10 protein-coding genes are annotated in these 12,935 nt (G+C 65.0%); 8 read left to right on the forward strand and 2 right to left on the reverse strand.

The window, feature by feature from the left end:
* Window positions 1-296: 296 nt before the first annotated feature.
* Window positions 297-1,049 carry a hypothetical protein gene (locus AB3X07_RS10280; protein WP_369944403.1) on the forward strand — a complete coding sequence of 251 codons (753 nt, stop codon included), beginning with the start codon at window positions 297-299 and terminating at the stop codon, window positions 1,047-1,049.
* A gap of 204 nt (window positions 1,050-1,253) precedes the next feature.
* On the opposite strand, the gene AB3X07_RS10285 is transcribed toward AB3X07_RS10280, so the two are convergent.
* Window positions 1,254-4,514 carry an AAA domain-containing protein gene (locus tag AB3X07_RS10285; protein WP_369944404.1) on the reverse strand — a complete coding sequence of 1,087 codons (3,261 nt, stop codon included), beginning with the start codon at window positions 4,512-4,514 and terminating at the stop codon, window positions 1,254-1,256.
* 932 nt (window positions 4,515-5,446) lie between these two features.
* Between AB3X07_RS10285 and AB3X07_RS10290 the strand changes: the two genes are divergently transcribed.
* The 7 genes from AB3X07_RS10290 to AB3X07_RS10320 all read left to right on the forward strand — a co-directional run bounded on the left by AB3X07_RS10290 (window position 5,447) and on the right by AB3X07_RS10320 (window position 11,620).
* Window positions 5,447-5,761 (forward strand): DUF736 domain-containing protein, encoded by a 315-nt coding sequence (locus tag AB3X07_RS10290; RefSeq protein WP_369944405.1) that lies wholly within the window; start codon window positions 5,447-5,449, stop codon window positions 5,759-5,761.
* A 475-nt stretch (window positions 5,762-6,236) separates the two neighbouring features.
* The gene (locus AB3X07_RS10295; protein ID WP_369944713.1) at window positions 6,237-6,539 is read left to right on the forward strand and encodes a helix-turn-helix domain-containing protein; all 303 of its coding nucleotides are present in this window, start codon (window positions 6,237-6,239) and stop codon (window positions 6,537-6,539) included.
* 89 nt (window positions 6,540-6,628) lie between these two features.
* Entirely contained in the window at window positions 6,629-7,402 is a 774-nt protein-coding gene (locus AB3X07_RS10300) for a replication initiator protein A (protein ID WP_369944406.1), read from the forward strand.
* 238 nt (window positions 7,403-7,640) lie between these two features.
* Window positions 7,641-8,279, forward strand: a complete 639-nt coding sequence (parA, locus tag AB3X07_RS10305; RefSeq protein WP_369944407.1) for a ParA family partition ATPase — start codon at window positions 7,641-7,643, stop codon at window positions 8,277-8,279.
* Window positions 8,276-8,548, forward strand: a complete 273-nt coding sequence (locus tag AB3X07_RS10310; RefSeq protein ID WP_369944408.1) for a chromosome partitioning protein ParB — start codon at window positions 8,276-8,278, stop codon at window positions 8,546-8,548. Before parA ends, AB3X07_RS10310 begins: the two co-directional genes overlap by 4 nt.
* A gap of 92 nt (window positions 8,549-8,640) precedes the next feature.
* A complete protein-coding gene (locus AB3X07_RS10315) occupies window positions 8,641-9,165 on the forward strand; it encodes a S26 family signal peptidase (RefSeq protein WP_420018524.1) in 525 nt (174 codons plus the stop codon).
* 460 nt (window positions 9,166-9,625) lie between these two features.
* Window positions 9,626-11,620, forward strand: coding sequence for a relaxase/mobilization nuclease domain-containing protein (locus tag AB3X07_RS10320; RefSeq protein ID WP_369944410.1), 1,995 nt, complete (start codon window positions 9,626-9,628; stop codon window positions 11,618-11,620).
* 61 nt (window positions 11,621-11,681) lie between these two features.
* Here the strand turns inward: AB3X07_RS10320 and AB3X07_RS10325 are convergent, their stop codons facing one another.
* A complete protein-coding gene (locus AB3X07_RS10325) occupies window positions 11,682-12,308 on the reverse strand; it encodes a hypothetical protein (RefSeq protein WP_369944411.1) in 627 nt (208 codons plus the stop codon).
* Window positions 12,309-12,935 lie beyond the last annotated feature (627 nt).

The raw sequence follows: 12,935 nt of genomic DNA on the forward strand, positions 1-12,935 counted from the left end.
TGCCGCGCGCCGAGTGGTGGATCATCGAAACGAAGGAATAGCCGCGATCGGCGCCGCGCCCAGCCCGTTCCGGCCTGGGGGCGGGGAAAGCAAAACCGGCTGCGGCGGGGCCGCGCCCGGTTCTCAAGACCACTACTGAAGCATCGGAGCGATGCTGTATAGTAAAAATACAGCCGCGTCCCGCTGAACCTGCTGCCGGGTTAAACGACGTTGGAAAATCCCTATTTCATTGGCCGTGCCTTTCTCTCGGTCGATGCGTAATCGGCAGACATCGACCAGTCACAGAGGAATTTGGCATGACTGTCTCGACTTTTTTCGTTTCCGAAGCTGCTGTTCGTACTCTCAAGCGTCAGGCCCAGCGTGCCTTGAAGGATGTTTCTTCATCGCATATGAGTGAAGCTGTTGCCTCAGCCTTGGGATTCAATACGCACGCGTCGCTTCGTGCAGCCTTTGCTGGCAAGGCCACTGCCGAGGCCCAAAAGCCCAGTAACTCCAAACTTGTGCGGCGTCTTCGGCAATTGGGCTATGCAACGCCCGAGGATCTGCGGGTGTTGCCTGAACTGGAGCATTCCTACGCACGGTTCAAGACTTTCCCCCTGAGAACGCAGCGTAGCGCTCGCTGGTGGGTTTGGCGGAATCTGATGGTTGCAGCGGTCAACGCAGGGCTGGCACGCCATTTGTTCGGCTTGTCGGAAGGAGAGAACTGGTGGCCAGGTGCTGCCGAGGACAGCCATCGCTGCGCTGCCGGCACTTACCGGTTCGTGGTTGATGGAAGCCTTCCAGCGATTGCTAGTGTGGATGCGATCAGCGGCGGAGAGCTGTCCATCCATGTTGTTCTGAATCCACGTAATCCTGACATCCAGCCAGAGTGGTACTGCGATTTAGGCAGTGGGGATGCTGTAGCCAGTGGCTGGCTGGAGCGGCGCCTTGGGGCGTGGCTTCAGGACGGCGGCGAGCAGATCCACTGTAGGCGTGCATTGCAGTCTCGCCTTGCACATGCTCGGATCGAGCCTCGCGGCTTCTCCGACCAAGGCAGCTTCATCTTGTAATTGATCGGGCCGTCCCCGTCGGCGCGGCTTCCGGACTTTTTTGCTGGTCCGGTAGCCGTGTCGTGCGGGCGACGCGGCGCTTTGCCGACGGATTAAGGCATTCGGTGTCGCGTCCATTGCAGCGTTGCAGGCTCGCCAGCAGCGCTTGGCGCAGCTCGCGTTTCTCCCCCGGATGGAGAGAACAGGCACGATTACAGAGATCAGTTAGTCAATGCCATCTCTTGATTCTGAGAGCTGCCGGACCGGCAAGAGATCCATGACATCACAGAAGAGTGCACGGTTCTGCCAGTCGTCCCGGTTGCCGATTACATAAAAGCGTCGCTTGGCCCGCGTGGCAGCCACGTTCAACAAGTTGGGTTCTGACACCACCCAATCCCTTGCGCCGTCGCCAGCGGTGTTGCCGCCAAGCACCATGATGATGACGGGAGCCTCCTTGCCCTGCATGGTGTGAATGGTCCCGGAGACCATGGTGTTGCCAAGCAGGCGCTCAAGATTTTCCAGGACTGCCTTGAAGGGCGTGATGACCGAAATTTCGGCCGCTTTCACTCCGTCATCGAAAAGCAGCGCAAGCAGGGCCTGCAGTGCGTCTCCTTCGGCAGGAACCCAGTTGCCTTCGGACTTGCCATCGACGTGTATCCATCCCGTTGGCAGGCTGGCGCGCGTCTCCTTATCGGCGCGCGGCGCAATGGTCCCGTACACCATGGCACCGTCGTAAGCAATCCGGTTGGCTACCCCGTACATCGGCCTGTCGCAGCGCCTATGCACCAATAACGGCAAGCCGACCCACGTCTTGCTGTCGGTGGGGCCCGCCATTCGGCCCCACCCCGTGGCTTGGTCGGCCAAAGTCTGAGCGGACTGCCGGTTGGGAAGCCAATGCGCATCGACGTTATAGCGGGTACGCATGTGTTCCAGCACCGCATCGGAAACGGTGACGATGGGTTTGAGTTGCAGAGGGTCGCCCACCAAGAGCGCGCGCCTGGCGCGCCATAGCGCGCCGATCGCTGCTTGTGGCGTGGCCTGTCCGGCCTCGTCCACCAACAGCCAGCCAATCTCGTTCACACCCAAGGATCTGAAGGAGCGTGCGAACGAGGCAAAGGTGCTGCTGAGCACCGGCACGACCATGAACAGGGAAGCCCAAGCTGATCGAACCGCATCGCGAGAAAAGCCCTGCAGGTTCTGTCCGGTCAACATCGAATTGATCAGGAACAGATTGGAGCGGATCCGCGCGGCTTCCAGTTCAAAGAACGTGCGATGCAGCTTCAGCGCCTGGATGAAGACACGTGAGCGTGCCTGCCGCCAGCCCTCGATGTTCCATGGCTCTGCCAGCTCGATGGGATCACCGCGGCCAATGACTCCGTGGTCCAGCCATGCTTGCAGGTGGTCAGCGCCGCATGTGCTGGCCAGTTCGCTGGCCTGTCGGGTCAGTGACTGCTTTTCTGCCTGCAACTGGCGCAAAAGCTTTAGCGATCCGGTACGCTGCAGTTCCAGTTGCTCTCTGGAGGTCTCGTATTGTTTCGAGAGCCTTCGAATGCGATCGAACTCGGCCCGTGCATGCTCAAGCTGATCTTTCAGTTGCTCCAGAGCAGCAGCCCAGGCCCGCGACGCTCCCCACAAGCTGCGGAGGTTGGCCCAAAATCCAGGCTTGCTTCCTTCGTGCTTGGTCAGCGCGTCCCGCGCATTCTTGAATGCCACGTTGGCAGTTGCGCCTTCTTCGGCATCTAGCCGTGCTTGGCTCTTCGTCGTGCTCTCCAGAAGCTGTTCGAGCGCCTGCACGGAGCTCTCGGCCTCCGCCGTCTTTTCCCTGATCGCCTGCAGGCTTCGCAGCAATGTGCCGATGCGCTTCGCATCGGCGCACGCGGCGCGCTCCTGAGCTTTGGCGGCGTGGTATTCGGCAACAGCCTGCTGCCACAAGGCGAGACGTTGTTCCGACGTGCGATCCTTGTTGGCCTGTGAGTACGTGGCAAGCAGTGCATTAAGGCCTTGGGGCACGTTCTTTTGCGGCTGCGGGATGGCTTGGTTGCCAATGGCTTCGGTCGCGCTGCTCGCACCTTCGTTCAGGTCGCGGGCGGCAGCCTCACTTTCGATTTCGGCCTCTTCGGGCACAGGTGCGCCACTGTCCGGGCTAGGCGACTCGGGCCGTGGCGGAATTCCATAGAAATACCGGTCCACAAACGTTTTGCGCCGCGCCTTGCTTCCCAACGCACCCGAGATCAAGCCCCATGCAGGTTTACCTGTGATCAGTTTCCCCACTTCAGCGAAGTGTTCCGCATCAGGGAGCCAGCTCTCATCGACCTTGTCGCGCTGGGGTAGTTCGAGCGTGACGTTCTCAACTGCGCCATTGTTGGACGATGCGACCACGATCTCGAAGCCGAACAGCGAAGAGTTGAGCTTGAACGCGGCCTGTTCTTTGCCACCGACATTGCCAGCTTCGCGTGGGTTACTGGCGAACGCGTCAGAAGCACGCCTCAACGTGGCTAGGACGTCGGCCCTGCTGGTAACGATGGCGGCGATCAAATCGCGCAGCAGGGTGGTTTTGCCCGTACCGGGCGGGCCATTGATGCCAAGCAAACCTCGTCCGTTGGCAAGCGTGGAGAGAACGGTGTTCACGGCAAGTTGCTGTGAATGTACGAGTCCCAGGTGCCGCTCGGTCGGCCAGCAGCTGTCGGCATAGGCGGTCGGCAGCAGCCGCTCGATCACCTTCATGGAAGCTGCATCGCTGTCAACATGCAGACGCACGCTTTCATCGTGGTGACGCAGATATTGATTCAACGCTTCGCTGCTCTCGCCTTTGCCGAGGCTGTCGGCAACGTTGGCCAGGTCTTCGAGCAAAAAGCTGTTGAGAGGATCTTCCTCCGATGTGGATTTGTCGGGCTTAACCGGCTGCGATCGAAATCTCAGTTGAGTGCGTTCTGCATCCGTAAAGAAGCCTGAAAGACCCAAGAATTGGAGCACCCATAGTGTGAAGCTCCGCAATGCGCCGCTGGATACCTGACCTTGGAATTGCGTTTGCGCCTGCTCAGCGGCGGTCCGCTGATCCTCCTCGAATCCGTGCGTCCAATCTTTTCGCGCCAAGGCGCGCCCAAGAAACCAAGCTTCGCTGGAAAGCACGAGGCTGTCATCCACGAACTGACCGCCCATGTTGAATTTCGCCGCGAACAGCGCGGACACCCGGTTCTGCGGCTCTCTGTAGCCCTGGTCCGCGCCATAAAGCTCCTTGAGCGCGTTGGCGACGAGCTGACTGTCATACAGATAGGAGTAGAGCGTGTGACTCCATTCCCGGTCGTCGGGAAGCCGTTGTTCGGCGACCAAGCTCTCAGGGGTCCATGGAGGAACAGGGCATTGGAAGGGCGTGTCGTGAAAGAATGGACGATACGCTTTATCCCGCTTTTGGATTTTTGGTGCCGCTTGCGGCTGCAGCAGTTCGACTGCGTGCCAATAGCGAACGATCTTCTCCGGCTCCTTCAAGGCGCCTCCCTTCATGTGTCCTGTGTGCTCTTCGACCTGAGCTGCAGGCGCTTTGTATTCAACGGCCAATGTGTGGCGCTGGTGCCTTGCGTGCATGCGACGCGTCGCTACTGCGCTGGTTTCTATGATGCCACGCCGTGGCTTTCCCGCGTTCACTGTGCTTCGCCTCCACGGGAATTTGGGATGCAGGGCGTAAGTACAGATGGCGTGTCGGCACGAGGTGCCGCCGGGCTTTCGGGCTGCGCCCCGTGCCGCCGCTGGCGTCACGGCCTTCGGCTTCAATCCCTCCCGCCTCCGCGCCTAAGGCGCTGCGCGCTGCGCTTGCCGTCAATGCAGGGTGCTTCGCTGTGTCGACGCGCGATGCGCTACGGAACACAAGGCGGATGCCAAGCCACGGCCTGCTGCAGTAGCAGACCCCATGTGCTCGCCGCCCTCGACGGCGGCGGTTCCATGCCAGGACGCAATGAAGGACGGCTCACGGACGCGGTCCGCTGCCGGCCGGCTTCGCTGGTCTTCTTCCTGTAGCTGCCATGCGCTGCGCCGCTGTACGCGGCGGGGCGCATGATCGTCGCCGGCCTTGCCGTTGGGATGGCCTTGCGGGTGTTGGAGGCTCAGCGTGCCGATGCAGCCGTCGTGCGCAGGCACCGAGTCCGCCATGCCACCTTTCGGAGAGGGCCGGCACCAGTGCGTCCTTGTTTGTCGTGAATCCTGGCGTTGGCACGGCTGCGCCTTGGGCTTCATGCCCGCAACCTTCCAGCGAAAACAATTTCCCCGCCGCTGCGCGGCTTCCTCGCGCGGCAAATTCTTTTCGCTTCCAGGCTCTCCACTGCGTTGCGACCGCTGCGCGGTGCGGTCAGCCCATCCCCCGCCGGGCGGATCACAACAAGGACGCACTGGCGCGACCTTGGGTCACCCCGAAAGGAGAAATCACCATGGCAAACATCGGCACCTTCACCACCCAGAACGACGGCTACACCGGCACGCTGCGCACCCTCACGCTCAACGCGAAGGCCCGGCTGGTACCCAACGACAAGGCCGACAACGAGAAAGCCCCCGACTACCTGCTGCAGGTCTCTGGACACGACATCGGCGCGGCGTGGAAGAAGACCAGCGAAGCCGGCCGGCACTACCTGTCCGTGACCCTGGATGACCCCTCGTTCCCCGCGCCGATCTACGCCCGCCTGATCGAAGGCGAGGACGGCAAGCACGAGCTGTTCTGGTCGCGCAGCAAGCCCCAGGCGTCCTGACGGCCGCCACCGAGCCCCGCCCATCGGCGGGGCCGGACTGCCCCGGTCGCGAGGCCGGGGCAAAGCGTAGAGCCACAGAAGCGGAGAAGCGGAGAAGCGGAGAAGCGGAGAAGCGGAGAAGCGGAGAAGCGCATCCCCACGGAAGCACAAATCCGTAAATCCGCATCGGCGCAACTGCTCGTTCGATTCCATCCGTACAAGCGCATTCGTGCTTACGCACGCATGCACGAAGCCGCTTCCGTGGCAATGCACGAAAGCACGCATGCGTGCCTTTGCGACGCGGCCATGGCGCCCGCATGCGTATTGCCGCGATCACTGGTCTCGTCGCAGACGGCGCACGTCTCAATCGCGTTCCAGACGCGGCGCAGCGCGATTCGGACCGAAACGGACATGCACTGCCGTGCCGCCCTCCAGAGACTTCCCACACCCGACCTGCTTCTGCGGTCGGGGCTGTGATTCGATGGAGAACACCATGATGCGACCCACTCCCGTGCGGCCCTCGGCCGCCCCCGGCGCTGCGCCGCAGGCTGCTGCCGCCGCCGCCGCGCACCCACCGCGCTACCTCACCAACGACGAAGCCGCAGCGCACCTGCGGCTGTCTCCGCGCACGCTCGAAAAACTGCGCGTGATCGGCGGCGGCCCGAAGTTCCGCAAGTTCGGCCGGCGCGTGATGTACGCAGTGACCGACCTCGATGCCTGGGCGGATGCCCGCAGCTTCGAGGCCACGTCCGATCCCGAGTACGCCGAGCACCACTCGGCGGACAGCCGTGCGCGGTGACCGGGGCCACACGGCGGGCTGCCGCGCCGTGCGAGCCGGAATCGCGGGAGCGGGAGCAGCTGGACCTGTTCCGTGCTTTGCCCGGCGACATGGCGCCGCGCGACAGTCAGGACCTGATGGCCTACCCGTTCTTCTCGCTCGCGAAGTCGCGGCGCACGGCGCCGATCGACTTCCAGGCCGGGAACGTGAAGATCCGCGTGGAAGGCACCCACGAGCACGGCATCGCCACGATCTGGGACGCGGACGTGCTGATCTGGGCGGCCTCGCAGATCGTGCAGGCGCGCGACGCCTGCCTGCGGCCGTCGCGCCTGATGCAGGCCACGCCCTACGAGATCCTGCGCTTCATCGGCCGCGGCACGTCGCTGCGCGACTACCAGCGCCTCAAGGCGGCCCTGGACCGGCTGCAGTCCACCACCGTGGCCACGTCCATTCGCGAGACGACCGGGCGCCGGCTGCACCGCTTCTCGTGGATCAACGAATGGAAGGAGCTGGCCGACGCCCGCGGCGCGCCGCAGGGCATCGAGCTGATCCTGCCGGACTGGTTCTTCTCCGGGGTGATGGATTCGGCGCTGGTGCTGACCATCGACCCGGGGTATTTCCGGCTGACTGGCGGCATCGAGCGCTGGCTGTACCGCCTGGTGCGCAAGCACGGCGGGCGGCAGCGCGGGGGCTGGCAGTTCGACTTTCAGCACCTGTATCGCAAGTCGGGCAGCGTGGCGCGCTACTACGACTTCGCGGCAGACCTGCGTGCATTGGTCGCCCGGCAGGCGTTGCCGGGGTATCGGCTGTGCATCCTGCCTGCCGATGGCACGCAGTCGCCCTTGCTGTCGTTCCGGCCCGTGTTGCCGACGGCACGGGGATAACCGCGGTAATTCCTGTGGACGGCCTCGTGCTATCAGGCAACACGGGCATCGTGCTATCGGGCAACGAATCCTCGTGCTATCAGGCAACAAAATCGGCCGGAAAGCCGCGGCTGGTGCGGCTTTCGACTCCCCGTAACGTACCTAACCTTGTTTCTAACATTGGTGGTAGAGGCGCCGCGATTCGGTGGATAAGCGCCAACCGGCACGCGCTGGTCTGCGCGATCGGGAGGGCCGCGCCATGATCTTCGCGTTGCTCAACCAGAAAGGCGGCGTCGGCAAAACCACGCTCGCCACCCACATCGCGGGCGAGCTGGCGATGCGTGGTGGGCACGTCATCCTGCTGGACGCCGACCCGCAGGGATCGGCGCTGGACTGGACACAACGCCGCGCCCAGCAGGGGCTGCCGCGGCTGTTCAGCGCGGTGGGCCTGGCGCGCGAGACGCTGCACCAGGAGGCACCGGAGCTGGCGCGTCGCGCCGACCACGTCGTGATTGACGGGCCGCCGCGCATCGCCGCGCTGGCGCGCTCGGCACTGCTGGCGGCCGACCGCGCCTTGATCCCCGTGCAGCCCAGCCCGTATGACCTCTGGGCCAGCGCCGAGATGGTGGCGCTGATCCGCGAGGCGCAGGTGTTCCGGCCTACGCTACGCGCGGCGTTCGCGGTGAACCGGCGCGTGAGCACCACCGTCATCGGGCGTGACGCACGTAGCGCGCTCGCAGAGCAGCCATTGCCCGCGCTGCGCGCCGAGGTGCGCCAGCGCATCGTCTTCGCCGACAGCGCGGCCGCAGGCCGGCTCGTCCGCGAGACGGCGCCGGACAGTGCCGCTGCGCGCGAAGTCGCCGCGCTGGTGGATGAACTGCTGCGGTGGACGGCATGAGCGAGAAGCCCACACCTCGCGCCAAGCGCGTCGGCATCGGCGCGCGTCCACCCGCGAATCCCCATGCCGAGGCATGGATTCGCCAGGGCGACGCCGATGCGCTCGCCAAGGGTGACCTCTACACCGCGCGCCTGACGCTCGACATCACTCCAGCAATGCGGGCGCGCATCAAGGTGTCCGCGTTCACACGGGGCGTGACCGTGGCCGAGCTGCTGCGCAGCCTGCTGGAGCGCGAGTTCCCCGAGGACTCCACGGAGACGCAACCATGAACGCATCCGATTGCGAAAAAGCATCCGAGGCTGGTACTGCACGCCATGCAGCGCTGCATGGCGCACCATGCACGCGACGGCGGCCCCGCGCCATGCTCGCGGCTCTGTCGGCCGCAGGCCTCGCCGCGCTCGCCTGGGCCTCCTTCGCGCACCCCGATCCGCGGCTCATCTACAACCCGTCCGACAGCGTGCCGATCGGCTGGTACCGCATCGATCCCATGGCCTCCGCTGCATCGCGGTCGCCGGCCCGGGTGTCGGTGGGCAGCACCGTGCTGGTTCGCTTGCCGGCCGGCGTCGCCGCGCTTGCGTCGCAGCGTCGCTACCTGCCGGCGCACATCCCGCTGCTCAAGCACGTCGGCGCCGTGGCGCCCCAGCATGTTTGCATCGTGGGCGGACATGTCTTGGTCGATGGCGTGGCGGTGGCGAGCACCTTGCCGGCCGACCGCATGGGCAGGCCGCTGTTGTCCTGGCCGGAGTGCCGTCCGCTCGAACAGGGTGAAGTTTTCCTGCTGAGTGAGACGAATCCGGCCTCGTTCGACAGCCGGTATTTCGGCCCGGTCAGCGCATCCGCCGTGATTGGCGTTGCGCGACCGGTCTGGCTGGAGACACGCCCGTGAGGGCCGCCGATTCGCTGCACGCTGCCGTGCGTCTCACCGCGCCATCGGGCATGGCGTCGCGCTGGTTGCTGCGGTGTCGTCGCACGTGCAGCGCGGGCGCGTCCGCGCCGCGCTTCGCGCAACATCCGGCGCAGCCACCCACTGTGCAGTGTGCTTGCCACGAACGCGCCCGGCCTGCGGCCCCCAGCGCGTCCGTCGTCGCGTTCGCTGGCCGGCTGGCCGCGCGCAACATTGCGCCGCCGGGCCGCCGGTGCCTGAAGCGGCAGCAGAAGGCGAAGGCGGAAGGCAAGACAAAAGGACGCGGCACCGGGCCGCGTCGAAAGGCAGTCTGCACGTGGGGTTGGCGCGGCACGCGGCGTCTGCGCCGCCGTGCCGCGTGGGGTGCTGGAGCTGCGTCGCTCCAGGCATGTCCGCGTGCTTCTCGCGCTCTGGCGCGCTGCAGCTTGCCCGGGGGGCCGCTATGACCCGGGGCCACGACGATGACTTCCGGGTACGTCCCAGCGCCCCCAAGAACCGCGGCAACGCCCAGGGACAGCGCTTCGTCTCCAAGGTCCTGAAGCAGGTAGGAAGGGCCAGCGGCGGCAAGCCCGCGATACGACGTTCCACGACTGGGAGCAGCGGCGCGCGCACCGGCCAGCGGCCCGGCTCGCGCCTCGGCCGTGGCCATACGGCAGCGCGGTTTGCCGGCTCTAAGCTGACGCCCATGTCGCGGCGGGTGACCATCAAGACCTTGCTGGTCAACCAGCGCCAGGCCAGCCCCCGGTCGCTCGCCAAGCATCTGCGTTACATCGAGCGTGACGGCGTGGGCCGTGATGGCGAGCCCGGGCAGGCCTACGGGCCGCAGACAGACACCGCGGACCTGGACGCCTTCAAGGAGCGCTGCGCCGACGACCGGCACCATTTCCGCTTCATCCTCTCGCCCGAGGATGCGGCGGAACTGGAAGACCTGCGCACCTATACGCGGCACCTCATGCACCGCATGGAAGCCGACCTGGGCACGGGGCTCGATTGGGTCGCGGTCAACCACTGGAACACCGACAATCCCCACACCCACATCGTCGTGCGGGGCCGGGACGACACCGGCAAGGACCTCGTCATCGCCGGGGACTACATCGCGCATGGTTTCCGGCACCGGGCCGCGGAGTTGGCGACGGAATGGCTCGGGCCGCGCACCGAGCTGGAGATCCAGCAGACCCTGGGGCGCGAGGTGGAACAGGAGCGCTGGACCAGCCTGGACCGCACCCTGCAACGTGAGTTGGGGGACGGTGACCAGGTGCAGATCGAACGCTTCAACAGGCCGGAGCTGCAACGACAACGCCTGCTGCTCATCGGCCGGCTGCAGCGATTGCAGCGGCTGGGGTTGGCAGACGAGGTGCAGCCCGGGACATGGACCATCCACGCCGACGCGGAGAAGACCTTGCGGGCCCTGGGCGAACGGGGCGACATCATCCGTACCATGCAGCGGGCCATGTCGGGTGCCACGCGCGAGCTGGCGATATTCGAGGCGGGTGGAGATGGCCGCACCATACTTGGCCGCGTTGCCGCGAAGGGGCTCGCGGACGAGCTACACGACCGCGGCTATCTGGTGGTCGATGGCGCCGATGGCAAGGCGCACTACGTAGCGTTGAGCTGGCGCGATGAACTGGCGAACTATCCGGTGGGGGCAGTCGTGGAAGTACGCGGTACCACGGAGGTGCGCACGGCGGACCGCAACATCGCCGCGCTGGCCACCGATGGCCTGTATCGCGCAGACCATCACCTCGCGATCGAGCAGGGCCGCGCCGCGCTTGGCCGCGATCCGCGGGAGGTCGTCGCAGCGCATGTGCGCCGTCTGGAAGCACTGCGCCGTGCCGGCATCGTGGAGCGCGTGGCGGAAGGCCTATGGAAGGTGCCGGACGACTTGGCCGAGCGTGGCCGCCAGCACGACGCGCAGAAGGTGGGTGGCGTCGCCTTGGAGCTGAAATCGCACCTGCCCATCGAGCGCCAGATCCGCGTCATCGGGGCGACCTGGCTAGACCAGCAACTGATCGGCGGTGGCCGTGGGCTGGGGGATCTCGGCTTCGGCGGCGAAGCCAAGCGAGCGATGCAGCAGCGTGCCGACTTCCTGGCCGAACTGGGATTGGCCGAGCGGCGTGGACAGCGCATCCTTCTGGCGCGCAATCTGCTGGGGACACTGCGCAGCCGCGAGCTTGCCCAGGCCGCGAAAGACATCGCTGCGGAAACGGGCCTGGAGTACCGCCCGTTAGCCGACGGGCAGCGCGTGGCGGGCACCTATCGGCGCTCCATCATGCTCGCCAGTGGGCGCTACGCGATGCTGGACGATGGGATGGGCTTCAGCCTGGTTCCATGGCGGCCCGTCATAGAGTCGCGGCTGGGGATGCAGCTTTCCGCGACGGTAAGAGGCGGGGCTGTGACGTGGGATGTCGGGCGGCAGCGCGGGCCGTCGATCGGGTGAAGAACTGGCGTCTGAACTGCTGCGCCTCCATTGCCCATCGACGTGGTTAGGCATTCGGTTCCTACGCGGGTCCAGGCGGTTCGGACTCCATTGGCCCGGGCAGGAACTTGAACGTGACAGGCACGCCGAGTTGCGTGCTCAGGGAGGATCGCCGTGCTTCGTACCCTGAATGTTCTTCGGTGGGAGCGAGCACGTAGAGAGTGATCGTCGCATGCACTTCGTCCACGCCCGTGCCCTGCAGGCCGGGTACCTGTTCGCGCAAACGGGCATGATTCGCAGCGAGGATGGCGCTGATCTCGTCCATCGTCTTGCCGGAGACCAGGGTGAACTTCACCGGGATGGTCCCGTGCGCAGTGCGCAACTCCTGGGTGGCGGGTAGCGGTCCCTGTTTGAGGCGCAGAACGAGCTCGAATCCATCCCGGCTGTCGTCCCAATACGAGGCATCGAGGCGGTCCGCATAGCGTGCCTTGAAAGCTTCGATCTCGGGCCGTGCAAGCACCTGCCTGAGTTCCAGACGGCGGGCGGCCTCTGCTTCGTCGACACCGTTGTCCCTCGCATAGCTCGCGTACGCCGGCTGCATGAGATCCGAGGACGGATGGACCTGCGCCCGGGAGGCGTCTGCCAGCGCCGCCGCGCACGCAATGGCGAGAAGCCGGGTGAGGACCAGCGGGATATCCTGCTTTGACATGAGCCAGAGACCCTGTGGTGGGACATTTATTCTTGTTTTGGCCAGAAGTAGTGTCAATGGGCATTAATCTGGTTGTGGGCCCGTGACCGTGGCATGGCCTTCTCGTTATTGGAAATGGAGCGAGAAGGGCGATGCAGGCCGTTATCTATCTCATAAAGTGAGATGCACGGAAACAAATATCCCCCTCCGGTGGGGAAGTTGCGCGGCCATCCGGCCTCTACCATCGGCCCCCGTCTTTGGGGCGGGGCAGGGGGCGATCCCCCGACAGCCACCCCTCAGCGCCGGTAGGGATGAGGTCGCTCGTACGGGTTCCGCCATGCGCTAGGCGGCAGTGGCTGGCGTTGCACGCCAAACCCGCGCACTGGCTAGTTATCCAATTCGCGAAAATGCCAGCAACGTGCTTCAGGTCGCGCCGGGTACCTGCGAGCGCACGGCGCAAACGTTTTCGTCCGGAGTCCCGAGCGGCAACGGTCGCACGCGTCGTGGCTGGGCGGAGGCGAATGTGAGGATCGCCAACTGAATGAAAGCCCAGCGCTCGTGGGATAGCGCTGTCAAAACTCGATGCGCCTCACATTCGCTTGGTGGGGGGCTTCAATGGGAGATCGTCAATATCGGGAGGTCAATATG

Source organism: Xanthomonas sp. DAR 35659, assembly GCF_041242975.1.
GTDB classification, from domain to species: Bacteria; Pseudomonadota; Gammaproteobacteria; order Xanthomonadales; family Xanthomonadaceae; genus Xanthomonas_A; species Xanthomonas_A medicagonis.